We start from the raw sequence: 22722 nt of genomic DNA, 5'->3' as shown, positions 1-22722 counted from the left end.
CACCCCACTCTCTTTCATAAAATTAGACAAAAAAAAGACCCAAGATCATATTTGACCTTGAATCTCATTTCTTCTATATCACTAAGCTCTTGATACATAACTAGAGCTACGCGTATCGATAATCAAAACATCACCTTGGTTAATGAAGAAAGGTACTTGAACAATTAAACCTGTCTCAAGTGTTGCTGGTTTCGTACCACCAGAGGCTGTATCACCTTTAATGCCCGGTTCTGTTTCTGTTACTTCTAATTCCACTGTGTTTGGTACCTCAACTCCTAAAGTCTCACCTTGGTAGCTCATAATTTGAACTTCCATGTTTTCCTTTAAAAATTGAAGCTCATGTTCAATTTGTCCCGTTTGCAGCTCTAATTGCTCATAGGATTGGTTATCCATGAAGGTATGTGTATCGCCACTTGCATATAAATACGCCATACGACGATTTTCAATATGAGCTTTGGCTACTTTTTCACCGGCACGGAATGTTCTTTCTTGGACTGAGCCCGTACGTAAGTTACGAAGCTTAGTACGAACAAATGCCGCACCTTTACCTGGCTTTACATGTTGGAATTCCATTACTTGCCAAATTCCATTATCCACTTCAATCGTTAATCCTGTTTTAAAATCATTTACTGAAATCATTATTGTTTCCTCCATCTTATCGCCTGCTATTGCAGAACAAAGTCACAATCAATACTATACCATAGATATGGTTAGCTACCTATATTTTTATATGAAAGTTAGTGCTGATACTCATGAACGGAGCTCTACTCATCGCTACCGAAAATCATGCTCTTCCACTATCTCCCGCGGGAGTCTCCGCATGACTCGTCCGCTGGGTTACTGCTGATTCTCAAGTATTAATACAATCTAATACTTTAATACTTTTCTTTAGAACGAAAAAGAACAATATCAAATTGAAGGATGTGCCAACAGTTAAAGAGCCAAACCACACTTTTAAACTTGTTTGTGATGGGTTGCTTTGTCATCCATTTTGATATGGTTATCCTAATGTGATTAATTCCTTTGGAGATGAAGTGAAGGATTCATTTCCTTCTTTTGTTATTAAAATATCATCTTCAATCCTCGTCCCACCTACGTTAGGGATATAAATGCCTGGTTCAACCGTGACAACCATACCTGGTTCTAAAACGGTATCAGATTTAAAGGATAGACCAGGTGCCTCATGAACTTCCATACCTAAGCCATGCCCAGTTGAGTGCCCAAAATATTCACCATAGCCCTGTTCTTTAATATAGTCACGAGTTAATGCATCTGCTTGAATACCTGTTATACCAGCCTTAATGCCTTCCATGCCACGTTTTTGAGCTTCAAAAACCGTATCATAAATTTTACGTAGCTCATCACTAATTTCGCCAACTGCCAAGGTACGAGTTATATCTGAACAATAGCCTTGATAATAAGCTCCATAATCTAACGTGACTAGTTCACCTTCATTAATTACTTTATCACTCGCCACACCGTGTGGTAAGGCAGATCGGTAACCAGAGGCAACGATAATATCAAATGAAGAACTAATCGCCCCTTGTTTTCTCATGAAAAACTCTAACTCATTAGAAACATCAATTTCTCTAACTCCAGGCTTAATGAACGTAATAATATGCTCAAATGCCGCATCAGCAATCTTTGCCGCTTCTTTCATCACAGAAATTTCTGCCTCATCCTTATAAAGTCGTAAACCTTCAACAATACCACCGACAGGTACTAGTTGTGCGGAAGTTACCGCCGCCTTATACGCTTCAAAAGTCGAATAGGTTACATGTGTTTTTTCAAACCCTACATACTTAACTCCAAGTCTTTCAATTTGCTTTGCAAGCTCCTCTGTAATTGGACCTGTATGTTGAATAATTTCAAAACCTTTTGCTTGTTCCTTAGCCTGCTCCACATAACGGAAATCCGTAATAAATAAAGCTTCTTTTTCACTTACTAACGCAATTCCAGCAGAACCAGAAAAACCAGTGACATAACGTCTATTGATACCACTTGCAATAATTAGGGCATCGACTTTGTTTTCAGATAATTTCGCACGTAAAGCTTCAATTCGACTCATTATGATTTGTCCCCTTCCGATAATAACGCTAATAAAGCGAGGTGATACCCTTGTAAACCTAAGCCTACAATTTGTCCCTTAGTTACGGGTGCTGTCACGGAATGATGCCTAAACGTTTCGCGAGCATGCACATTAGATATATGAACCTCAATAACAGGGTACGAAACCGAGGCAATTGCATCTCTTATCGCATAGCTGTAATGAGTAAATGCACCAGGATTTATCACCAATCCAGCGACATCATCTGCATATTCATGTATCCAATCAATTAACTGACCTTCATGGTTAGATTGCTTACAAATCACCTGAGCATTTAATTTTGCAGCTTCTTCATGAAGTGTATTCTCTAAGTCTACTAATGTTTGGTGACCATAAACACCAGGTTCTCGAAGGCCAAGTCGGTTTAAATTAGGACCGTTTAAGACTAGAATCGTTTTCAAAGATTCACCCCCTTTTTATATGTACAATCCTTTCTATTGTAACATAATTGTCGGAAATAAGCGTAAACTCATTCCAATATGACCAATGATTTTATCAACTGGAAAGAAACAAAAGGGGTTGAGAAACTTTGGACCGTAAGCTAAGTTCACTTAACCACGGACCAAAGTTCGCACGGAAATGAGCCAATCAACTTGTGAGTCAAATGATTATCCGCGCTTTTGCTCACCATATTCATATGAAATCGAATAGCCCACAAACAATCCATATAAAGCAAACAAGCAAATGGAAGTGACGATTGTATTAGAATCTAAATTTTGGACGGTTTTTAAGCCTGGAAATAATGGGTTTAATATATAAAAGACAAGCACCCACAATAATATACCAAAGCCCACCCCAGCCCACATCGACTTCACCTTCTGCAAGGTCACCTTATACAAATAAGCAAGTCCGATTGATAAAATCATAATAACGGCAATCCCAACAAGTTGTCCGATATATGTATCCTTCCAATCTCCTAACGTCCAAGGCAATAACATTAAGGCCGGACCGACTCGAATGAAATTAAAAAAGAAAGAAAAATACCAAACACTTGACCAAATAAGTCCTCCAAAAAAACCAATAAGAACGACTTTAGTATGAAAAGACATTTGCTGCTCTTTTTCATTTTGTTCTAAACGTTTTTCGACCATCTCATTCACCTCAAAAATTAGTATATCCAGAACTTTCATTTTCACATGCAAAAATAGTAAGAAAGATTGTATAATTAAATAACAGGCAAAAGGAAAACAATCCAACTTGTCGAATACATGTATGACGTACAAAAAAAGATAATCCTATCTAACCCGTTTATACCGCAACATGTTTGGGTAAGTTTGTAATATAACTAAGTACAGAAGTGTCATATTTAACATAAATATGGAGGTGAACCTGGAGATGCATCGTGCTTTTCAATTCCTTGTACCAGCAGTCGTTATTTTGGCAATCGTTGGCTTGAGTCACCAAATCGTTACGAACCCACTTGGATTATTAAGAACACTACTCTTTATCGCTCTATTTATCGTTGGTATCTTTGTTGTTTATCGTCTGTTTATGATGAAGCAATATGGAACACCCTTTTTGCCACAGCGCTCTGGACCATCTAGAAAACAATTACAAAAAGCAAAACGAACGAGTACCGTTAACAAAAGTGCTCCTTCTAAGTTTCCATTACGAAATGTTCAATCTCCAACTAGTCATTCAAAAGTAGCTCCTTTAAAAAAGAAAAAGCCCGTGCAACGGAATCGGTCTCATAACCTGACCGTTATTGAAGGCAAAAAAAATAAAAAAAAGAATCGTGCTTTATTTTAATACGAGAAAGCCCCAGTCTCTTAAGTAGAGCTGGGGCTTCTATATATTAAGACCATGTCTGCAAAAAGAGCGATGTTTTACTCCTTCCGAGTTGTACAAGCTCTTCCTTTTCATCTTCCGTAATCGAAAAATTTGTTGCTTTAATCGATTGATTAATTGGAATAAACACAATATCCTTTGCCTCATCTTTTTCAACATAACGTGTATCATGGGCGTTGGTCATCGTTTCAAATAATGCCTTGTACAAGCCTAATGCATTTTTTATTTCATTTGGAGGACGTTCATCCATGTTAGGAGAGAGCTTAAAGCCAATAACTGGCCTCTTCCTTTTCTTAGTGCGCTTATCAATAAAAACCCATATCGGAAAATTACTTAATAAAGCCCCATCGACAATATAGGAAAATTGTCCACGATTCCTTCGGTCATACAATTTAACCGGCTCAAAGAAAAAAGGAATGCTACAGCTCATCCTCACCGCTCTAGCCACTGAATAACGCTCTGGCAACAACCCAAACTGTGGTAAATCATCCGGCAGAACAATAATTCGACCACGTGTCAAATCGGATGCTACGATTTTTATCGATTGGTCGGGTAAATCAGCGAAGGTTGAGACCCCTTTAGCTAACAAGGCTTCGCGCAACCACTCTTCTAATCGGTCCCCCCTGTACAACCCTAATTTAAAGTATAAATGTAACCACTTGGCTACAGTAAAAGGGAGCCAAGACATGCGCTCATCTTTAAATTCTTCAATTTCTAAGCTATCTAATAGCGTAAACAATTCCTCACTCGTGTAGCCTGCTTTTATTAACGCTGCAACGATTGCCCCGGCACTAGTACCCGCGACACGTTCAAATTGAATCCCCTTTTCTTCCATCACTTGAAGAGCACCAACAAAAGCAAACGCCTTAACACCACCACCGGCAAAAACACCATCGATTTTCATCAATTGCCCTCCTTCATTCTAGACTATGAATAAATGAACGGGAATCTAAGCTTTCTATTTTGGTTTAACTTTTCAAGCTGAAATAAAACGGTATCTTCCGTTACTATTTTTATGCTCCTTTATTTTTTATTCGTGGTTATAAGAAAATATCCCCTATTACAAGCACTTCTTCATCAAAAAGATGTAGTTTTCTTTTAATAACAGGGACCTTTTCACCAAAAAAGAATCCACTCAACACCGAGTGAATTCTTTGCTCTATTCTTCATTTTTCTTTTGAACTTCTTTTAGGTCATAAAGGCGCTTCTCATCCTCTTGAAAATATTGGACTAAATCACCAATCCGGTCAATAGCATCCCAGCTCAGATGATGCTCAATTCCTTCCACATCTTGATAAATCGTATCTTCATTAACGCCAATCATTTTCATAAAATCTTCTAATAAGTCATGGCGATACACTAAACGTTTTCCAATCTTTTTCCCTTTGGCCGTCAGGATTAAGCCGCGATACCGCTCATATACGAGATAATCGCTCTTATCTAACTTTTGCACCATTTTTGTTACTGATGAAGGATGCACCTCCAACGCCTCCGCGATATCAGATACTCGGGCATATCCTTTCTCTTCAATCAATAAATAAATTCGTTCTAAATAATCTTCCATACTAGGTGTAGGCATAGGGTCCCCTCCAATATTCACAAGCAACGCACTTCAAGCTTCAAGCATTACTACCGTCCATTTTATGTCCATCTTCTTTATTCTACTATAAATCAACCGTTATGGACAACGAATAATCAAAAGTAATGCCACACCTATAGAATTTCACGTAAAATATTCAATCTTCGCTTCAGGAAAAAAGCGGTCAATATACGTTTGAATCGTCTCTTTTAAATGATTGGCTTGTTCGGTTTGATATACATATTTGCCACGACCATATTTCCCCCATTTGTATTTGCGTTCTTCTTCATTCATTTCAAGCTTGGACTTTGGATATCTTTTTTGAATAATATTTTTCGCTGTTTTTGTAAAGCGATGTTGGATTAATTCAAAGGTTAAATCTTTTCTCGCATAGTGAGGGAGTTCCGCTTCTAATCGTTCAAATAGTTCTAAGTAACCCTGCTCCCAATTGTCGTGAAGATATAAGGGGGCAATAATAAATCCAAGCGGATAGTCTGCATTTGCGACTTTACCCGCCGCTTCAATTCTTTCTAGAAAAGAAGAGGTTCCCGGTTCGAATTTTTTGATGACGTAATCTGAGTTCATGCTAAAACGAAACCTCGTATTTCCATTGTGTTTCGCATCGAGTAAATGGTCAACATGATGGAATTTCGTCACAAATCGAAGCCGCCCATGTTCTTTTTGACCGATAAATTCAATGGTTTTCTTTAGTGAATGCGTTAAATGATCGATTCCAACAATATCGGAAGTACAAGCAGCTTCAAAGCGAGTAATGTCTGGGGCTCGCTCTTGCATATACTTTTCGGCCGCATCATATATTTCATCCAAATTCACATAGGTTCTTATATAGGGTTTATTTCCCAACGTAGTTTGAAGATAACAATAGTGACAGTGGGCAAAACATCCAGTCGCAAGTGGTATCGCATATTCGGCCGATGGTTTAGACGTATCAAATTTTAACGTTTTACGTACACCAACAACAAAGGTCGATTTCGCATTTCGATACTGCTGCAATTCTGAATCACCTGGGATATTACGAACTTGGTTATGGGAGGTTGTCGTTCGAATTTCAATTCCCAACTTTTCAAATTTGCTTTTAAGTTCTCTTCCTAATGGATAATCTAAGGCTTGTGGTTCAATATAAACGAGCTGTGGCATAAATGGTTTCATATTTGACTCACTCCTATCTATTAGTTAGAATGCACCAAATTATTTTTTTCATGTTAAAATAGTCTGTGTCAAGTTTCCTATGAGGGTAGACTCTTTTCTGGAGATCTTACGTATAAATAAGCAATATCATTTGACATTTCATATAGGGAATGTTCTGATTATGTGGAAGATTGATTTGGAGGTAATGAAAATGGAATATGTAATTGATAATGGACACATCATTGTAGCAGACCAAGCAAAAATTGACAGAAATGATCGCGGTTATCACTTTGGCGATGGTATTTATGAAGTGATTCGTGTTTATAACGGAAAGCCGTTTACGATGGATATGCACGTAAAACGTTTTGAAGAAAGTGCCAAGAAATTAGATATGGTCTTAACGTTGTCTCTATCGAAATTAGAGGAATTGCTGATGGAGCTTGTAAAGAAAAATGCGCTTCAAGATGGCATTATCTATGTTCAAATGACACGAGGCATTAGTCCGCGTAACCATTTATATAGCCGAAACGAAAAAGCGGTGATTACGGGATACACACAAGAAATGCCTTCCAAGGTTGAACTTCAGCAAAATGGGATAGATGTCTGGGTAACTGATGATATTCGCTGGTTACGTTGTGATATTAAGACGATTAACCTATTAGGTAATGTATTAGCTAAGCGAGAAGCGGCAGATCATGATTGTCACGAAGCCATCCAACATCGTAATGGGATCGTGACAGAAGGTTCATCTTCGAATTTATTTCTTATCAAGGATCGTATACTCTATACTCATCCCGCAACGAATTTAATTTTGAATGGGATTACTCGACAAGTCGTCATTGGATTGGCCAAAGAGCTTGGTTATGAAGTCTTTGAAGAAGCTTTCCCTAAAGATGTAATTGAGCATGCGGATGAAGCTTTTATTACAAGTACTACTTCAGAAGTTACGCCGATTAAGTCGTTTCAAGGGCAAGTAGAAGTAACACTTGAAGTTGGCCCGATTACGAGACAGCTACAGGAAGCTTTTGAAAAAGAGAAGTAATGATAAAAAAGCCGCTTTTGCGGCTTTTTTATATGGAAGTTGATGCTGATACTCATATGAGGCACCCAACTATCGCTACCGAAAATCATGCTTCACGTCCTTCGGGGTGGCGCTGAACTGGCTTCTCCAGTGGATTTCAGCCCGTCACTACGTCCCGCGGGAGTCACCGCATGACTCACCCGCTGGGTTACAGTAATTCTTTAGTTCAAAAAAACAATCCAACACTATTCTTTTAAATGAAAAAGACAAAATCAAATTAAATGAAGTACCACCAGTTAAAGAATCAACACCACTTTTACTCTTTATGTTGTTACTTCCCAGATTTCTCTACAACACTCGGCACTACTTTCACCCTCTATGTTGTTACTTCCCGGCTTTTCCTACAACACTCGGCACTACTTTCACCCTCTATGTTGCGACGACACCTTACTCGACTTTTTCTCAAACTTTACTTTTTAAAGTTCCATTCATCTTTTTCATAACGGTTCTTGGCTATTTTCCATACATGTGCTTCTTCTTCTGCCGTTAGATGGTATTCTTCTAATTTAATATCTAAGCCTTTTTCAAACCCTTCTTTAAAAGCGCGCACCGCTTCTTCAATTGATAACGGTTCCTCGCGTAGAGCATTGATGGCGACGGCTTTATTCCGAAAATTTCTTTGCATTCTTTCTCTTAATCTATCACTCGAATATTTAAACAAATCAAAAAGCTTGTCTTCCTCGAAGTCTATAATAATTGAACCATGCTGTAAAATAATACCCTTTTGACGAGTTTGAGCACTTCCTGCTACTTTTCTGCCTTCGACCACTAGTTCGTACCATGAGGGCGCATCAAAACAAACCGCAGAACGGGGGTTTTTTAAAGCTGATTTCTCTTCATCTGATTTAGGAACTGCAAAATAAGCGTCTAATCCGACATTTTTAAACCCTTCTAATATCCCTTCAGAAATAACGCGATACGCTTCCGTAACAGAGGCAGGCATTTTAGGATGCTCTTCTGAAACAATCACACTATATGTAAGTTCTTGGTCATGCAATACCCCTCGACCACCTGTAGGTCGTCTGACAAAGCCATAGCCATATTTTTCGACAGCTTCCATATTAATCTCTTTTTCAACTTTTTGAAAATAACCAATAGATAGAGTTGCCGGATTCCAACCATAAAATCGGATTGTCGGAGGTATCTTTCCCTCACTATGCCATTCTAATAACGCTTCATCTAATGCCATGTTAAAACTAGGTGAACACTTTCCTGAATCAATAAATCGCCACGTTTCCTTCACATTACATCGCTTCTTTCTCCTCAAAGTCTATTCTAGTTTATCAAAGCCACCCTTCCTTTCCAAGCTAAAAGCTTATTGCTAAATTGTTCGTTCAAGCTTATAATTTAACTAGAAAGAATGATTTGCCTAAGGGAGTGTATCTTATTTTGAATTACCTTTTAGATTACTTTTGGATCGTTTTACTTGTCGTTTTAATTGGGTTTATTTTATTTCGCCGTTTTTACACACCAAAGTACTTAAAGACGTTATCTCAAGAAGATTTTAAACAAGGGTATCGTAAAGCCCAATTAATAGATGTTCGTGAGCCTCGTGAGTACAATGGCGGTCATATTTTAGGTGCGAGAAATATACCGTTATCACAGTTAAGTCAACGACTAAATGAACTGAGCCCTGACAGAGCTATTTACCTATACTGCCAATCAGGAGCTAGAAGTAGACAAGCTGCAAAGGTATTAAAGAAAAAGCATAAAGCGACTGATCTTTATCACCTTGATAAAGGTTTTAAAAAGTGGGATGGCAAGATTAAGAAGAAGTAATTACTATCACTTTAATACGGGACTGAACCAAAGCATAAGGCTTTTTGTTCAGTCCCTTTCTCTTCAACGAATGGTTACGTGTGCCTCATCTTCAAAATGTTCCCCTAACCATTGGACTTCATTAGTAAATAAGTGCTCTACTTTCTCCCACTCACTTGTTGGCTCCTCCACCCATCTCAATAATATTTGGACCACCTCTTTTTTATTTCCAAAAAAGCTTATAAATACTTCAGCCTGTTCCTGTAGTTTAGTTGTCCATATTTGGGCTCTTGCCATAACCATTGAATAGAAAGTACGTATGAGCTTACGAGAGAAGTTTTGAATCAGCAAAGGGCGTTCTTCCGAGTTGGCCTGCTCGAATCGTTTCATCGCTCTTTCGTAAACTTCGCCAATATCTCCATTAAAATGAATCGCAATGTCTGCCGTAAGCTTGTAGGGACCAAACTGCTTACGAATATCGATCCCATCTACACATACACAAAGCTCGCTGATAAAAGCTTGTTCATAATATGTACTCGGGTTGATTACATAGTCATAATGAACGACAGCAATACCTACGTCACGAACAAGAGATTTATAAATACTGGAGAGCTCTTTCCCAAGCTCTTTCACCTGAGCAATTTGTGTATAGTCCAATGGTTGATGAAATATCACTAAAACATCTAAATCTGACTTTAAAGCGACGGCATCGCCTCTAGCGACACTCCCATAAACATAAATGCTATGAAGTCCTGTTGGAAATAACAAATGAAGGTTCTTGATCGTATTGCGAATACATCCCTCATATTCAGTAGCTATTTTCTCAACCGAAACATCACTGACAATAAAACCATGTTCGTCTAAACCGTACCCTCTATTCAAATCACTCACTTCAAAACCCTCCCCTAAATTTGGTCAGATTTAAGATTCTGATGGTTGATATTCTCACTATACCAAAAAAGCTTAACATCGGTGTAACCAATGTTAAGCCTTTCTTCCATTAAACTTTTTGATAACGTAAAATTGGTTTACGAGCTGCCGTCGTCTCATCTAAACGGCCAATAACCGTGTGATGGGGTGCTTCTTGGACGATCTCTGGGTTTTCTTCTGTTTCTTTGGCGATCTGAATCATAGCGTCAATAAACTCATCTAACGTTTCCTTTGATTCTGTTTCTGTCGGCTCAATCATCATACACTCTTCCACATTAAGCGGGAAGTATATCGTTGGTGGATGATAACCGAAATCAAGTAAGCGTTTTGCAATATCGAGCGTACGTACACCTAATTTCTTTTGACGGCGACCAGATAAAACAAATTCATGCTTACAATGTTGAGTATATGGTAAATCAAAGTGCGGCTCAAGGCGACGCATCATGTAGTTCGCATTTAACACCGCAAATTCAGATACTTGTTTCAGTCCAACTGGTCCCATCGTACGGATATACGTATAAGCACGCACATTAATACCATAATTTCCGTAATAAGGTTTCACTCGGCCAATTGTTTCAGGACGATTATAATCTAAATCATAGCCACTTTCTGTTTTGACAATAATGGGTGTCGGTAAGAATGGTATTAAATCCTTTTTCACGCCAACTGGACCAGAACCTGGACCACCACCGCCGTGCGGACCTGTAAATGTTTTGTGTAAATTCAAGTGAACCACATCAAAGCCCATATCACCTGGACGAGAAATTCCTAAAATCGCATTGGAGTTCGCACCATCATAATAGAGCTTACCTCCGGCTGCATGGACAATCTCAGCCATTTCCACAATATAAGATTCAAAAAGACCCAATGTATTTGGATTCGTTAACATGAGAGCCGCTGTATCTTCTCCCACTACAGAACGTAAATGTTCTAAATCAACTAAACCATTCTCATCTGTATTAACTGTCACGGATTCAAGACCAGCAACAGTCGCTGAAGCAGGATTCGTACCATGTGCAGAATCAGGTACAATGACTTTTGTACGTTTGAAATCACCGTTTTTCTCATGGAAAGCACGAATAAGCATTAAACCCGTCCACTCACCATGGGCACCAGCGGCTGGTTGTAATGTAACCTCATCCATACCAGTAATTTCAGCTAAAGATGTCTGTAATTCATGTAATAGTTCTAAAGAGCCTTGAACTTGGTCAACTGGTTGATAAGGGTGAACATTCGCCAGGCCATCAATTCGAGCGACATCTTCATTAATTTTAGGGTTGTACTTCATCGTACAAGAACCTAATGGATAGAAACCACTATCGACACCGTGATTTCGTTTCGAAAGAGCAGTATAATGCCTCATAATTTGTAATTCAGAAACCTCTGGTAATTCAGCGTCCTCTTGGCGAACAAATTCAGCAGGCAAAAGTTCATCAAGGTTCATTTCATCGATGTCCAAATCTGGTAAGCTATGTCCAACTCGCTCTTGCTTACTTAGTTCAAAAATGAGTGCCTGATCCTTTTCTTGTCTCATTGTAACGCCCCCACTTCTTTAACAAATTGGTCAATTTCTTCTTTTGTACGAATTTCAGTCACAGCGACTAACATACTATTTTCTAATTCTGGGTAGTACTGACTTAAATCATAACCACCAATAAACCCTTTATCTAGTAATTGTTTGTTCACTTCGGCTACTGGTGACTTTAACTTAAGAATAAACTCATTAAAGACAGGCTGTTCAAAAGCAATATCAATTCCAGCTTCTTTAAATTTCTTTTTAGCATAAGCCGCTTTTTGCATATTTTGGTACGCCATTTCTTTGACACCTTGTTTCCCGATGGCTGTCATTGCTACTGAGGCAGCTAGGGCATTTAATGCTTGATTTGAACAAATATTTGATGTCGCTTTTTCACGACGTATATGTTGTTCACGAGCTTGTAGTGTTAACACAAAACCACGGCGACCTTGATCATCAGTTGTTTGACCAACTAAACGACCAGGTACTTTACGCATTAATTTTTTCGTCACGGCAAAATAACCACAATGCGGTCCACCAAACTGTGTTGCAATACCAAATGGCTGAGCATCACCTACTACAATATCAGCTCCAAAATGACCTGGTGGCTTAAGGATACCTAATGCTAATGGGTTACTTGAAACGACCATTAATGATTTCTTTTCATGAGCAATAGATTCAATATCGGCTAACGGTTCCATATGACCGAAAAAGTTCGGGTATTGAACGACCACACATGCCGTATCATCATTATAAGCCTCTTTTAATTGGGCTAAATCTGTCACCCCATCTTTCACGTCAATTTCAACTACTTTAAGGTTTTGCCCTTTGGCATTTGTCTGAATAACCGCTCTCGCTTCCGGATGAACAGCCTTTGATACTAAAATTGTTTTATTTTTCGTATGACCTGCACTCATCATAGCCGCTTCTGCTAAAGCTGTAGGTCCGTCATACATGGAAGAATTAGCAATATCCATTCCCGTTAATTCACAAATCATTGTCTGAAATTCAAAAATCGCTTGAAGCTCACCTTGCGAAATCTCTGGCTGATACGGTGTGTAAGCCGTATAAAATTCTGAACGAGAAATCACATGGTCGACAATAGAAGGGATATAATGCTCATAAACACCCGCACCTAGGAAAGAAGGTTTTTGTTTAATAGAAACGTTCTTTTGGGCTAAGCGATTAAAATAATGGACGAGCTCCGTTTCTTTAAGTGCTTCCTTAACTTGTAATTGTCCTTTAAAGCGAACAGCCTCTGGAATATCTGAGAACAGTTCATCAATAGATTCAACACCAATTGCAGCCAGCATTTCCTGCTTATCTGTTTCAGTCATTGGTAAATAACGATTATTCATTGGATTGCCTCCTTTTATTTACTTCTTCTATAGAAAGGGGTTTTAACCACTTTTGCTTTTAGACGTTTTTTTCTAACTTGAACCTCAATCTCTGTATCGAGCTTGGCATAATTAATATCAACAATCGCTAATCCTACATTTTTTTTCAAGGTTGGTGATTGAGTACCCGTTGTGACAAAGCCAATTACTTCTTCGCCAGCAAATACTTCGTAACCAGTACGCGGAATGCCCTTGTCTATCATTTCAATTCCTACAAGTTTACGAGTTAACCCGTTCTCTTTTTGCTCAAGCAACGCTTCTTTTCCAACAAAGTTTGCTTGCTTTTGGACTTTTACAGCAAATCCTATCCCCGCTTCTAAAGGTGAGATATCCTTCGTTAGTTCTTGACCATATAAAGCTAATCTAGCTTCAAAACGAAGTGTATCTCGAGCACCTAGACCACACGGAATAAGTCCTTTTTCTTCACCTTGCTCTAATAATAACTGCCAAATGGCAATTGCATAAGTATTATCACAATAGATTTCAAAGCCATCTTCACCTGTATATCCTGTTCGAGAGATAAGGGCTCTACCATTTGCAATCTGCACTTGCTCATAGAAATTGAACGGCTTCAATACCGAAAGATCCTCATTAATCACCTTCTGTAAAATCGACTCCGCCTCAGGTCCTTGTAAGGCGATCAGTGACATTTCGTCAGAAAGATTAGACAATTGAACTCCCTCAATGAGGTGCTTTTCCATCCATTCTAAGTCCTTGTTAATGTTAGAAGCATTAATGACTAGTAAATAAGTGGTCTCACTTTTACGGTAAACGAGCAAATCATCGACTGTGCCACCATCTTCATAACACATTGCCGTGTATTGAGCTTGTCCATCTTCAATAAGCGAAACATCATTCGTAACAATCGACTGAATATAAGCTAATGCTTGTGGACCTTCCACTAGCACTTCACCCATATGGGAAACATCAAATAAACCAGCATGTGTTCTTACCGCTTCGTGTTCTTCCTTAATTGACGAAAACTGTACAGGTAAATCCCAGCCACCGAAATCAACCGTTTTTGCACCATAATCACGATAAATTTCATAGAGAGGTGTTCTTAATAATTCCGACATACGTCTCCTCCTTTTAATTAGAGCTTTCCCCTTCAAAATACTGATTTTACGATAAAAAGTAAATGATACATCACAGAATCAATCGAAATTCATGCAACATGTCGTGTGGAGTATAGGCTTTTAAATAATTGAGCCAAAAAAAGGACAGAAGAATACACCTAACTGATGTATTCCCTGTCCTTGTACCAGAAAGTTTCATTTTCCGATACGTGCAACGGAAAATTGTCTTCGTAGGTGGCTTAATCTCCATTAAGCACTCTCCAGAGTTGCGTCAAATAAAAGTCTTTTTGCCTGAGAGATTCACTTTGTTTCAAAGCTTGCTCCTTCGGCGCTGCACTTTGCAGTCTCTCCCCTTATTTTCATCCGCCTCATATTCATTTAAAATATTCTATCATCTCGACGATGTAATTGCTTTCATGACGATACGTGGCATGAAATATATAAATTGGTACATACTAAGAGGAAACTAGATAGAATTTGAATAAAATCGAAACATTGAGACTTAAAATAGCATTTAATGTTCGTGTTTATGTAAAAAAAGTCATTCGATTGATACATATATCGTACCAATACCTCTAATTTTACGCAAGTTTTTTTATTTTGAAAGGAGTTATATTTATGCATATTGATATTCGCTTTGATTATGATTGGAAAGATCATTTTTTAAATAAAATTCACCAAGATGGGCCTTGGTGTAATATCGAACAATTCCGACTTGCTTTTGAAGCTGAACAACATCAAGCTATACCTAATTTCAAGGGTTTAATGGCTCCTCGTTATTTACCTGAATTGGAACCCTATCCCCATCAGGTTGAAGTTGCCCACACGGTCATTGAAAATATGAATGGTAAAGCGATTTTAGCTGATGAAGTTGGATTAGGTAAAACCATTGAGGCCGGGCTCATTTTAAAAGAATATATGATTCGAGGTTTGGTTAAAAAAGCTCTCATTCTTGTACCAGCCTCACTTGTTTCACAATGGGCTTTTGAGCTAAATACAAAATTTTATATTCCTGCCATGGCTCAAAAGAAAGCCTATGTTTGGGAGCAGTATGATGTGGTTGTTGCGTCCATTGATACAGCTAAGAGACAACCGCATCGCGATATTGTCATGAATCAAAACTACGATCTGATTATTATTGATGAAGCCCATAAGTTAAAGAATCCACATACCAAAAACTACGAATTTATCAAACACTTGAAGAAGAAATTTTGTTTGTTATTAACAGCTACCCCTGTACAAAATAAATTAGAGGAAATTTTTAATCTTGTTTCGTTATTGAAACCTGGACATTTAGGCGATATGACAAGCTTCGAAAAGGAGTTCCGTTCAAACAAACGCTCTCCTAAAAATGAAGAGCGTTTACGAGAGTTAGTCAATAAGGTTATGGTAAGAAATCGCCGAGAGGATACGGGCATTCAATGGACAAAACGTATTGTCAAGACGATCCCAATTGAGTTTAGCCAATCGGAAAGAGACTTCTACGAAGAATTAGTTCAGCTTAAAGGCACAGCCAATCATTTTTCTGTATTAACCTTACAAAGAGAGCTATGTTCGAGTCGAGAAGCTGCTTATATGACTCTTAGTAAAATGGCTAAGCCAACAGAAGATTATACACCTGCTCCCTTTGTTCTTGAGCTCCTTGAAAAAGTTTCGACTATCGACCATCATGCAAAAGCTGAAAAAGCCCTAGAGCTCATTCAATCTATTGACGATAAAGTGATTATATTCACAGAGTATCGGGCTACACAGCTATACTTACAATGGTTCCTGAAACAGCATGGAATTAGTTCGGTACCTTTTCGAGGCGGATTTAAAAGAGGTAAAAAAGATTGGATGCGTCAACTATTTCAAAATCACGCTCAAGTCTTAATTGCTACCGAGGCCGGTGGAGAAGGTATTAACCTACAGTTTTGTAGTCATATCATCAATTATGACCTTCCTTGGAATCCGATGCGGATTGAACAAAGGATTGGACGTATTCATCGCTTAGGTCAACAAAAAGATGTTCATATTTATAATTTCGCCGTCAATGACACCGTCGAGCAAAACATTCTTTCATTATTATATGAGAAAATACACTTATTTGAGAGTGTGATTGGTGAGCTAGACGATATATTAACGAAGATGGATTTACCTAAAATCGAAGACTATATTCAAGAGGCACTATCAAATTCTGACTCCCAACGCGAAATGGAAATTAAGTTTGAACACCTTGCTGAAATTATGAATCAAACGATAGAAGAACATACTTCAAATGAAGGAGATGGAATCGATGCAGCAGCAAAGTCTTCATAGATTTCTAACTGATTATTTCAATTCCAACGAGTGTACGATTGTTGAAGAGACTCCCGCTTATCTTTCTGTACAACTGACTCCAGAACTTGATAAATTAATTATGAACCGGCCATTTTATTGGCATTACCTAGAAAGAACTGGCGGGACTCCTAACCCTATGCAAGTGACTTTTATTACGGATACTAAACAATGCCCTGAAGAGATTAAAGGTGAGAAGATTCACTTTGGTTCTCCGAGATTACATCAGCTTTTTTCAACAGCGAAAACATTAGGTGGCTATATACGGATTTATGAAAATATGAAGGTAAATGGAAATCAATCACAACCTCTTCATCCTTGGTTATGTTTAAATATGAAAATTTCTTATTGCAGCGACCGCAAAAAAGAATTGATTTTGTCTTTAGGTATTAATTTAATCCATGGCCAAATCGTTCCACAATTTTTTGACAAATTGAAAAACCTCTCACTTTCGCCGAAACTACCTGACTACTGTTTTACCTTAACACCATTTATTCAAATTGAAAGTGGTATTAACCGTTTATTTAAGGTTGTTGAAACATATGCTGAAAATGAGGATGATCGTTGGGCTATGGAAGCAAAGCAAAGGTGGCAAGAGGATTTGAATTTGCTGGAGAGCTTTTATGAAGAATTAGCTGAAAAACCAGAAAGCTATGTATTAGAAAAGCAAGCCCTAGAAGAACTTTATTCTCCTTATATCGAGATTTCGATTATTAATGGCGGTATGTTTTATTTAGAAACTCAAGTATTTGAAGCTTAATCTTAATAAAAGAAAAAGAACCCATTATGAATGAGTTCTTTTCTTTTAATTAGCTACTTGGAAATAGCTCTGTATAAATGGTCATGACAGCAAACCAACCAAATACAGCTAATGTAATTCCTGCGAATCCAACTGCAAAAAAGTTTTTGCGACGAATTTCACGGAACATCCCAATTAAACAAAGAATTGCAACGAGTAGAAACAAAATTCCTAAAAACACGTTATGTTTCCTCCTTATGTAGCACCATTTTCTTAATCGTTTTATCGCTATAACCTACAACCGACCTTGATCATACCTTTTCACCTTTCCGATGAGTAGGCATTCCATACTTAACTATAAGCTGAATCATGATTTCTGTAAACCATTTCATTTATCGATTGGTCTTAGCATGCACAATACATGAATATTTTACTCTTTTTATTCGTATTTGTCGAGTACTCCATGTTGAATTAGAGGCAAGTCTTTCGATTTGTCAAAAATTATTCTTTTTTATGGAGGTTGCTGTGAAAATGAATCGGGCTTCGCCATGTGGGATTTGTATGTAAGTGTACTAAAGGTGATATGCGGAATCATACACTTAGGTCTCGTTTTTTCTCGGGGTTTCTTCTCCTTTTTTTGCTCGCAACCCCGTGATTCAGCTTTTGCTCGGGCTTCCTACCTCTTTTTCCGCCACCAACCCCGTGATTCACCGTTTTTTGCACGTTACTCATTTTCTTCGGCTCCAAACCGTGTGATTCCATCCACAATACTTTAAAACTTGTATAAAAGATGGTTTGATTTTTTTTGAACTTCTCGTGAAAAATATGTACACTAAGATGAGATAAGTTTTTATTAAATGGAGGTTCGATTATGCCTGTTTTACAAATCCCTTTAGGTCCGTTACAAACCAATGCTTACATCTTATATAACCAAGATAACGAAGCCGTTATTTTTGATCCAGGTCATGAAAGCAAAAAATTAACAGCTATTATTAAAGATAAAGGATTGAAGCCATTAGCTATTCTCCTTACACATGCACACTTCGATCACATTGGTGCTGTTGAAGATATCAGGCAAACGTTTCAAATTCCTGTATATGTCCATAACTTAGAGCAGGACTGGTTAGAGAACCCTGCAAAAAATGGTTCTACTCGGTTTGGCGAATCGATTGTTGCCAATGCAGCCGACCAGCTCATCCATGAGGACGATACTTTACAGATAGGACCCTTTTCATTCTCAACTTTGCACACACCCGGACACTCACCAGGGAGTGTTTCGTATTATTTCCAAGACGAACACGTAGTTTTTTCTGGCGATGTATTATTTCAACAATCGATTGGCAGAACCGATTTGCCTGGCGGAGAGCATCAAACACTCCTACATAGTATTCACACGAAACTACTTCACTTACCAGAAGAAACGGCCGTTGCATGTGGCCATGGTCCAGCAACGTCCATCGGTGCTGAAATGGACAGTAATCCCTTTTTATCAGGCTTCTAAAAAGCGAAAAGAACCGCCCTTTAAAGAGCGGTTCTCATTTTCGTATGTACAAATTAATGTCCACCGAAGCTTGGAACGAGTAAGAATGTTGAGTAATATGTGAAGCCAATAAAGAATATTGTACAGTATGCTCCAAAAATATAAATATAAACTCGTTCAGATAATTTCAAATAACTCAATGCTAATAATGCACCTGTTTGAGCAAAGAATAACAGAGCCATATTCGTCATACTTCCAACAAAAAATAGCACTGCGAAAATCCCTGTCCAGAAAGCAAGGACACGAAACATTCGATCCATAGCTGCCCCTCCTTTTCATACATATCTGATCAATTACAGAATTGAGTACGCTTATATTATATACGACCGTGTTCTTAATTGTAAATGCTTTAACGACGCTAAATCGTAAAATCCCGTGAAAGTTTCATGGAGTCATTAATTATTTCTTTTCCTTTGCACAAACATGGACAATCCAAGCGGAATAATACCAAAAGCTCTATTTGATAATGGTTTCTTTATTTCAACTACATGTTCTTCTTTTTCCTTCTTACTTTTCGGTTCATCTATTTTCATCACAAGTTGTTGTGTCACAAACTTCACATAATCATTCAATGACATTTCTGATCACCTCTTTCATGATCTAGGTTACCCGTATTTTTATTTTTTAAGCACCTTCTCTTTTAATTCCTGAACAACTTGTCTGACAGATTTTCCTGTCGTGTCGCAAACCATTGTCGCTGCGGCTAAATAATCATTTTTTCTCATTTCAAACAGAGCTCTTATATCTTCTTTACTTTTTTGATGTAGCAGAGGCCTCGATGTATCCCCTGCTACTCGCTCAAATATCGCATCCAAATCACAATCTAAGTAAATAACTTGACCTCTTTCTTGCATAATTTTTTTATTTTCATCTTTTAAAACGATACCTCCACCAGTCGTCACAAGGAGCAACTGTTTATCTTGAATTTCAAGAAGTGCCTCTGTTTCTTTTAGACGAAAGTAGGCCTCACCATGCTCTTTAAAAATTTCATTAATTGTTTTTTGTTCCTGCGATTCAATCCATTCATCTGTATCAATAACTCGGACTCCTAAAGCTTTTGACAACTGTTCCCCCACAGTCGTTTTCCCTGACCCCATAAACCCAGTTAAATAAATAACTTCATGCACGTCACTTGACCTCCCAATACTCCTTAGTAACTTTATTATCAATGTCATACCTAAAAATCGCTCTTTTATGATAGCCATTTGTTAAGGTAGCTAACATAGCTATTTCGAGCACATAATCATCAAATTTATTAGTTATACTAAGTGTAACGTTACCGTGTTCATATGAGAAGACCTTCGTATCAAAATCCTGTTCTGGATTGTCTTTAAATTCTTCAAAAGCTACTTGAAGTAAGGATTGCAACATTAATTGCTGTTTTTGAGCTGTTACGAGGCGTTGCTCATACTCCAAACTTGAAAGCTGAACCAGTATCGCCAAAAATAACAATGAACTCATAAATAAGACAATCGGTAAGGCCATACCCTTTTCATTCATGTAAGCGACCTACCGTGATAAATGAACGTTCAAATAACTGACCATCTTTTGTGATAACTTCGCAAAATAGTAAGCTTAATTCATGCGTGCAAGCAAATCTCTGAATTTCCCGCAACATACGAACTTGTCCTTGGTTATTCCTTTGGTACATAATAAAAGAATTATTTTGCCTTTGCATACGAATAACATCCCCATCCCATCGATAAATAAGGACTCCATTGTTAGAGCTCTGTAAATGCATAGCCCCCCTAACCTCCTGGGCAAGATGGTTAAAAAAGATCATCACCTCTTCATTTAAAAAAGTCGAGTGCTGAGATTCCCTTGTGACAGAAAAGAGGGGAGGCATAAGTAATATCAATAAACTCGTTAACGCAAGAGCCATCAAAAGTTCCATTAAGGTCAAGCCTTTTGAATTATTTAGCATATAGACAATACTCATAAGGACGTTTGTTCATACCGTCCCAAGCTAAGCAATACATCACAAAGCCCCTATGTTCATCGGTGAGTATGATTTCTTCAAGAAAAGTCGGTGGCGACGAAAATGGGGTTTGAACTAAATAAGAATGTATGCCCTTTTCAGCATATTGTATCGCTTCATATTGCTGTCTGATAGCCATCCTTTCAGCTTGTACCTTCAAGAAGAGTGGGAGTGTTGTCATAACGAGGAAAACCAAAATTGAAAAAGACAATAAAACCTCCATTAATGTAAAACCTTTATCGCTGATAATAATCAATCATCCCCTTCCCTAAATAAATCGTAAACCGATATGTTTGCGAAGCAACGATAAGATCAAAGCTTCCAGATAACCTCGGATGACCGAATTGATTAAACGATATATTATTATGTGATAATGGTGATGAGAAGGACAGCCTTTGACCATAATCAAAAGGCTTCTCATAAATAATCTCCGCTGAATGATGCCGTATGACTAAGGTTTGCTGATGAAGGTTGAATATAACATATACAGTTCTACCTGTTGTCATGGCCAAATGCTGGGCCATGATTAAGTCTTTTTTTAGACCTTCAGCTATTTCATCAGGGGATTTTTCACTTTGTAATGATGGAAAGGATAGGATGGGGAGAAGTAAAAGAATAGAAAGGATGAAAAGAACCATCAACATTTCAAAAAATGTTAAGCCTCTTTCATCAAAATGTTGGTTTAATGTCATTGATTCCTGACACTAATAATGCCCTCATTAATTTCAAGTTCAGCACCATTTGGACAATTCAGCGATTGTTCATCACCAACGATATAATCACCTAATTCATCAATTTGTTCTGGTAATTCGTAATCGTTATCTATTTGATACGTATATACCAAGGATTGAAGGACACGTATCGTTGTTTCACAACTTGCATCTTGAGCCACAGATTGGTTTTTTGTTAAGTTTGGGATTAAAATGAGTAATAACACGGAGATAATCATAAGCACAACAAGCATTTCAATTAATGTAAATCCTCGTTGATATTGCCATTTTCTTTTCATTTCCTTCACCTCAACTCACGAATTTGAAAGAGAGTTAGGAGTCCAGGCATGTGCATAATGGATTTAGTTATTAGGGGGAACCTAGAGGGTAATTGTAACGACACATTCACGGAAGATTTCTTTTGTGTACACCACCTTTCTTTTGAATCTTTGATATAATTACAACATCGCTGATACATTTTCCTGCTTTAGAAAGGATTTTATATGAAAAAGTCAATGATTATATTAATTAGAGGTTACCAAAAATTCATTTCACCACTTACTCCTCCCACTTGCCGTTTTTACCCGTCCTGCTCCCAATATGGATTAGAAGCGATTCAAAGATTTGGGGCATTAAAAGGAGGCTGGTTAACGCTCAAAAGATTAAGCAAATGTCACCCGTTTCACAAAGGAGGAATAGATTTTGTTCCAGAGAAAAAAGTATCATCAAAAAAAAGCACTTAGGATGAGTCAATACCCATTGACTATCTAAAGTGCTCTTTTTATTTTCTCATAAATAAAAAAGCGGGTGATGAGAATCGAACTCACGACATCAGCTTGGAAGGCTGAGGTTTTACCACTAAACTACACCCGCATGTTAATTGAAGCATATTCACTTGTTTATGTCTCTTCCTCTTCTAGCATTGCTTTGAAGCTGCTGCGTCGAGACAACTCGTTGACTTTTCATGGATGTTTCGCTCGTGGCTGAGGTTTTACCACTAAACTACACCCGCATGTTAATTGAAGCATATTCACTTGTTTATGTCTCTTCCTCTTCTA

General features: G+C 37.9%; 29 protein-coding genes, 1 tRNA gene and 1 riboswitch. Of the genes, 7 read left to right on the top strand and 23 right to left on the bottom strand.

Annotated elements, in window-relative coordinates:
• Positions 1–81: 81 nt before the first annotated feature.
• The 4 genes from efp to PQ479_RS12130 all read right to left on the bottom strand — a co-directional run bounded on the left by efp (position 82) and on the right by PQ479_RS12130 (position 3198).
• On the bottom strand, positions 82–639 hold the full coding sequence (gene efp, locus PQ479_RS12145; RefSeq protein WP_047987643.1) for an elongation factor P: 558 nt from the start codon (positions 637–639) through the stop codon (positions 82–84).
• 361 nt (positions 640–1000) lie between these two features.
• The gene (locus PQ479_RS12140) at positions 1001–2068 is read right to left on the bottom strand and encodes a M24 family metallopeptidase (RefSeq protein ID WP_047987642.1); all 1068 of its coding nucleotides are present in this window, start codon (positions 2066–2068) and stop codon (positions 1001–1003) included.
• Positions 2068–2508: a type II 3-dehydroquinate dehydratase gene (gene aroQ / locus PQ479_RS12135; RefSeq protein ID WP_047987641.1), complete on the bottom strand. Its 441-nt coding sequence runs from the start codon at positions 2506–2508 to the stop codon at positions 2068–2070. The genes PQ479_RS12140 and aroQ overlap by 1 nt, the downstream gene beginning before the upstream one ends.
• A gap of 207 nt (positions 2509–2715) precedes the next feature.
• Entirely contained in the window at positions 2716–3198 is a 483-nt protein-coding gene (locus PQ479_RS12130; RefSeq protein ID WP_047987640.1) for a YqhR family membrane protein, read from the bottom strand.
• A gap of 244 nt (positions 3199–3442) precedes the next feature.
• Here PQ479_RS12130 and PQ479_RS12125 point away from each other — a divergent pair, with 244 nt between their 5' ends.
• Positions 3443–3856: an SA1362 family protein gene (locus PQ479_RS12125; RefSeq protein WP_047987639.1), complete on the top strand. Its 414-nt coding sequence runs from the start codon at positions 3443–3445 to the stop codon at positions 3854–3856.
• Between the two features lie 46 nt (positions 3857–3902).
• Here PQ479_RS12125 and PQ479_RS12120 read toward each other — a convergent pair whose 3' ends face one another.
• The 3 genes from PQ479_RS12120 to splB all read right to left on the bottom strand — a co-directional run bounded on the left by PQ479_RS12120 (position 3903) and on the right by splB (position 6644).
• Complete coding sequence (locus PQ479_RS12120) at positions 3903–4799, bottom strand: patatin-like phospholipase family protein (protein WP_047987638.1); 897 nt, start codon at positions 4797–4799, stop codon at positions 3903–3905.
• Positions 4800–5054: 255 nt separating this feature from the next.
• A complete protein-coding gene (mntR, locus tag PQ479_RS12115; protein ID WP_047987637.1) occupies positions 5055–5474 on the bottom strand; it encodes a transcriptional regulator MntR in 420 nt (139 codons plus the stop codon).
• A gap of 144 nt (positions 5475–5618) precedes the next feature.
• Complete coding sequence (gene splB / locus PQ479_RS12110; protein WP_047987636.1) at positions 5619–6644, bottom strand: spore photoproduct lyase; 1026 nt, start codon at positions 6642–6644, stop codon at positions 5619–5621.
• A gap of 190 nt (positions 6645–6834) precedes the next feature.
• On the opposite strand from splB, the gene dat reads away from it, so the two are divergent.
• Positions 6835–7665, top strand: a complete 831-nt coding sequence (gene dat, locus PQ479_RS12105) for a D-amino-acid transaminase (protein WP_047987635.1) — start codon at positions 6835–6837, stop codon at positions 7663–7665.
• Positions 7666–8113: 448 nt separating this feature from the next.
• On the opposite strand, the gene PQ479_RS12100 is transcribed toward dat, so the two are convergent.
• Positions 8114–8893 (bottom strand): lipoate--protein ligase family protein, encoded by a 780-nt coding sequence (locus PQ479_RS12100; protein WP_047987996.1) that lies wholly within the window; start codon positions 8891–8893, stop codon positions 8114–8116.
• A gap of 197 nt (positions 8894–9090) precedes the next feature.
• Here PQ479_RS12100 and PQ479_RS12095 point away from each other — a divergent pair, with 197 nt between their 5' ends.
• Entirely contained in the window at positions 9091–9483 is a 393-nt protein-coding gene (locus tag PQ479_RS12095; protein WP_047987995.1) for a rhodanese-like domain-containing protein, read from the top strand.
• Positions 9484–9546: 63 nt separating this feature from the next.
• Here PQ479_RS12095 and PQ479_RS12090 read toward each other — a convergent pair whose 3' ends face one another.
• The 4 genes from PQ479_RS12090 to gcvT form a co-directional block, all read right to left on the bottom strand.
• Positions 9547–10353, bottom strand: a complete 807-nt coding sequence (locus PQ479_RS12090) for a nucleotidyltransferase domain-containing protein (protein ID WP_047987634.1) — start codon at positions 10351–10353, stop codon at positions 9547–9549.
• A 109-nt stretch (positions 10354–10462) separates the two neighbouring features.
• Positions 10463–11926 carry an aminomethyl-transferring glycine dehydrogenase subunit GcvPB gene (gene gcvPB, locus PQ479_RS12085; RefSeq protein ID WP_047987633.1) on the bottom strand — a complete coding sequence of 488 codons (1464 nt, stop codon included), beginning with the start codon at positions 11924–11926 and terminating at the stop codon, positions 10463–10465.
• Positions 11923–13266, bottom strand: a complete 1344-nt coding sequence (gcvPA, locus tag PQ479_RS12080; RefSeq protein WP_047987632.1) for an aminomethyl-transferring glycine dehydrogenase subunit GcvPA — start codon at positions 13264–13266, stop codon at positions 11923–11925. The genes gcvPB and gcvPA overlap by 4 nt, the downstream gene beginning before the upstream one ends.
• A gap of 14 nt (positions 13267–13280) precedes the next feature.
• Positions 13281–14381 carry a glycine cleavage system aminomethyltransferase GcvT gene (gene gcvT / locus PQ479_RS12075; RefSeq protein ID WP_047987631.1) on the bottom strand — a complete coding sequence of 367 codons (1101 nt, stop codon included), beginning with the start codon at positions 14379–14381 and terminating at the stop codon, positions 13281–13283.
• Positions 14382–14650: 269 nt separating this feature from the next.
• A riboswitch (glycine riboswitch) is annotated at positions 14651–14744 on the bottom strand.
• A 255-nt stretch (positions 14745–14999) separates the two neighbouring features.
• Between gcvT and PQ479_RS12070 the strand changes: the two genes are divergently transcribed.
• Together PQ479_RS12070 and PQ479_RS12065 are read left to right on the top strand one after the other, a co-directional pair.
• On the top strand, positions 15000–16679 hold the full coding sequence (locus PQ479_RS12070; protein ID WP_047987630.1) for a DEAD/DEAH box helicase: 1680 nt from the start codon (positions 15000–15002) through the stop codon (positions 16677–16679).
• Entirely contained in the window at positions 16657–17457 is an 801-nt protein-coding gene (locus PQ479_RS12065) for a YqhG family protein (RefSeq protein ID WP_047987629.1), read from the top strand. Before PQ479_RS12070 ends, PQ479_RS12065 begins: the two co-directional genes overlap by 23 nt.
• A 49-nt stretch (positions 17458–17506) precedes the next feature.
• On the opposite strand, the gene PQ479_RS12060 is transcribed toward PQ479_RS12065, so the two are convergent.
• Positions 17507–17677, bottom strand: a complete 171-nt coding sequence (locus PQ479_RS12060; RefSeq protein ID WP_069187708.1) for a DUF2759 domain-containing protein — start codon at positions 17675–17677, stop codon at positions 17507–17509.
• 350 nt (positions 17678–18027) lie between these two features.
• Positions 18028–18168 carry a hypothetical protein gene (locus tag PQ479_RS12055; protein WP_273717008.1) on the bottom strand — a complete coding sequence of 47 codons (141 nt, stop codon included), beginning with the start codon at positions 18166–18168 and terminating at the stop codon, positions 18028–18030.
• Positions 18169–18307: 139 nt separating this feature from the next.
• Between PQ479_RS12055 and PQ479_RS12050 the strand changes: the two genes are divergently transcribed.
• The gene (locus tag PQ479_RS12050) at positions 18308–18937 is read left to right on the top strand and encodes an MBL fold metallo-hydrolase (RefSeq protein ID WP_047987628.1); all 630 of its coding nucleotides are present in this window, start codon (positions 18308–18310) and stop codon (positions 18935–18937) included.
• Positions 18938–18990: 53 nt separating this feature from the next.
• Here PQ479_RS12050 and PQ479_RS12045 read toward each other — a convergent pair whose 3' ends face one another.
• From PQ479_RS12045 to comGC, 8 genes are all read right to left on the bottom strand, one after another.
• Positions 18991–19236 (bottom strand): DUF2626 domain-containing protein, encoded by a 246-nt coding sequence (locus PQ479_RS12045; protein WP_047987627.1) that lies wholly within the window; start codon positions 19234–19236, stop codon positions 18991–18993.
• A gap of 135 nt (positions 19237–19371) precedes the next feature.
• Positions 19372–19554 carry a YqzE family protein gene (locus PQ479_RS12040; RefSeq protein ID WP_047987626.1) on the bottom strand — a complete coding sequence of 61 codons (183 nt, stop codon included), beginning with the start codon at positions 19552–19554 and terminating at the stop codon, positions 19372–19374.
• Between the two features lie 39 nt (positions 19555–19593).
• Positions 19594–20103 carry a shikimate kinase gene (locus PQ479_RS12035; RefSeq protein WP_053070316.1) on the bottom strand — a complete coding sequence of 170 codons (510 nt, stop codon included), beginning with the start codon at positions 20101–20103 and terminating at the stop codon, positions 19594–19596.
• 1 nt (position 20104) lies between these two features.
• Complete coding sequence (gene comGG, locus PQ479_RS12030; RefSeq protein WP_047987624.1) at positions 20105–20476, bottom strand: competence type IV pilus minor pilin ComGG; 372 nt, start codon at positions 20474–20476, stop codon at positions 20105–20107.
• Positions 20469–20900, bottom strand: a complete 432-nt coding sequence (locus PQ479_RS12025) for a competence type IV pilus minor pilin ComGF (RefSeq protein ID WP_047987623.1) — start codon at positions 20898–20900, stop codon at positions 20469–20471. The genes comGG and PQ479_RS12025 overlap by 8 nt, the downstream gene beginning before the upstream one ends.
• Positions 20890–21210 (bottom strand): type II secretion system protein, encoded by a 321-nt coding sequence (locus PQ479_RS12020; RefSeq protein ID WP_047987622.1) that lies wholly within the window; start codon positions 21208–21210, stop codon positions 20890–20892. Before PQ479_RS12020 ends, PQ479_RS12025 begins: the two co-directional genes overlap by 11 nt.
• Positions 21191–21646: a competence type IV pilus minor pilin ComGD gene (gene comGD / locus PQ479_RS12015; RefSeq protein ID WP_047987621.1), complete on the bottom strand. Its 456-nt coding sequence runs from the start codon at positions 21644–21646 to the stop codon at positions 21191–21193. Before comGD ends, PQ479_RS12020 begins: the two co-directional genes overlap by 20 nt.
• The gene (gene comGC, locus PQ479_RS12010) at positions 21643–21963 is read right to left on the bottom strand and encodes a competence type IV pilus major pilin ComGC (protein ID WP_047987620.1); all 321 of its coding nucleotides are present in this window, start codon (positions 21961–21963) and stop codon (positions 21643–21645) included. Before comGC ends, comGD begins: the two co-directional genes overlap by 4 nt.
• Before the next feature lie 204 nt (positions 21964–22167).
• Between comGC and yidD the strand changes: the two genes are divergently transcribed.
• A complete protein-coding gene (gene yidD / locus PQ479_RS12005) occupies positions 22168–22407 on the top strand; it encodes a membrane protein insertion efficiency factor YidD (protein ID WP_083991178.1) in 240 nt (79 codons plus the stop codon).
• Between the two features lie 59 nt (positions 22408–22466).
• Here the strand turns inward: yidD and PQ479_RS12000 are convergent.
• Positions 22467–22537 (bottom strand) — tRNA-Gly (locus PQ479_RS12000).
• Between the last annotated feature and the right edge of the window lie 185 nt (positions 22538–22722).

Origin of the sequence: Alkalihalobacillus pseudalcaliphilus (genome assembly GCF_028610675.1) — a bacterium.
Lineage (GTDB): Bacteria > Bacillota > Bacilli > Bacillales > Bacillaceae_D > Alkalihalobacillus > Alkalihalobacillus pseudalcaliphilus.
This window is presented reverse-complemented; position numbering and strand designations above follow the sequence as displayed.

Bases quoted from the DNA above. Each gene is read 5' to 3' on its own strand.
- PQ479_RS12140 (WP_047987642.1), bottom strand. From the start codon at position 2,068: ATGAGTCGAATTGAAGCTTTACGTGCGAAATTATCTGAAAACAAAGTC.
- gcvPA (WP_047987632.1), bottom strand. From the start codon at position 13,266: ATGAATAATCGTTATTTACCAATGACTGAAACAGATAAGCAGGAAATG.
- comGC (WP_047987620.1), bottom strand. From the start codon at position 21,963: ATGAAAAGAAAATGGCAATATCAACGAGGATTTACATTAATTGAAATG.
- mntR (WP_047987637.1), bottom strand. From the start codon at position 5,474: ATGCCTACACCTAGTATGGAAGATTATTTAGAACGAATTTATTTATTG.
- comGD (WP_047987621.1), bottom strand. From the start codon at position 21,646: ATGACATTAAACCAACATTTTGATGAAAGAGGCTTAACATTTTTTGAA.
- PQ479_RS12065 (WP_047987629.1), top strand. From the start codon at position 16,657: ATGCAGCAGCAAAGTCTTCATAGATTTCTAACTGATTATTTCAATTCC.
- efp (WP_047987643.1), bottom strand. From the start codon at position 639: ATGATTTCAGTAAATGATTTTAAAACAGGATTAACGATTGAAGTGGAT.
- PQ479_RS12055 (WP_273717008.1), bottom strand. From the start codon at position 18,168: ATGAGTAACGTGCAAAAAACGGTGAATCACGGGGTTGGTGGCGGAAAA.
- gcvT (WP_047987631.1), bottom strand. From the start codon at position 14,381: ATGTCGGAATTATTAAGAACACCTCTCTATGAAATTTATCGTGATTAT.
- splB (WP_047987636.1), bottom strand. From the start codon at position 6,644: ATGAAACCATTTATGCCACAGCTCGTTTATATTGAACCACAAGCCTTA.
- PQ479_RS12040 (WP_047987626.1), bottom strand. From the start codon at position 19,554: ATGTCATTGAATGATTATGTGAAGTTTGTGACACAACAACTTGTGATG.
- PQ479_RS12070 (WP_047987630.1), top strand. From the start codon at position 15,000: ATGCATATTGATATTCGCTTTGATTATGATTGGAAAGATCATTTTTTA.
- PQ479_RS12045 (WP_047987627.1), bottom strand. From the start codon at position 19,236: ATGGATCGAATGTTTCGTGTCCTTGCTTTCTGGACAGGGATTTTCGCA.
- PQ479_RS12050 (WP_047987628.1), top strand. From the start codon at position 18,308: ATGCCTGTTTTACAAATCCCTTTAGGTCCGTTACAAACCAATGCTTAC.
- comGG (WP_047987624.1), bottom strand. From the start codon at position 20,476: ATGAATGAAAAGGGTATGGCCTTACCGATTGTCTTATTTATGAGTTCA.
- dat (WP_047987635.1), top strand. From the start codon at position 6,835: ATGGAATATGTAATTGATAATGGACACATCATTGTAGCAGACCAAGCA.
- yidD (WP_083991178.1), top strand. From the start codon at position 22,168: ATGAAAAAGTCAATGATTATATTAATTAGAGGTTACCAAAAATTCATT.
- PQ479_RS12125 (WP_047987639.1), top strand. From the start codon at position 3,443: ATGCATCGTGCTTTTCAATTCCTTGTACCAGCAGTCGTTATTTTGGCA.
- PQ479_RS12120 (WP_047987638.1), bottom strand. From the start codon at position 4,799: ATGAAAATCGATGGTGTTTTTGCCGGTGGTGGTGTTAAGGCGTTTGCT.
- PQ479_RS12130 (WP_047987640.1), bottom strand. From the start codon at position 3,198: ATGGTCGAAAAACGTTTAGAACAAAATGAAAAAGAGCAGCAAATGTCT.
- gcvPB (WP_047987633.1), bottom strand. From the start codon at position 11,926: ATGAGACAAGAAAAGGATCAGGCACTCATTTTTGAACTAAGTAAGCAA.
- PQ479_RS12025 (WP_047987623.1), bottom strand. From the start codon at position 20,900: ATGCTAAATAATTCAAAAGGCTTGACCTTAATGGAACTTTTGATGGCT.
- PQ479_RS12100 (WP_047987996.1), bottom strand. From the start codon at position 8,893: ATGGCATTAGATGAAGCGTTATTAGAATGGCATAGTGAGGGAAAGATA.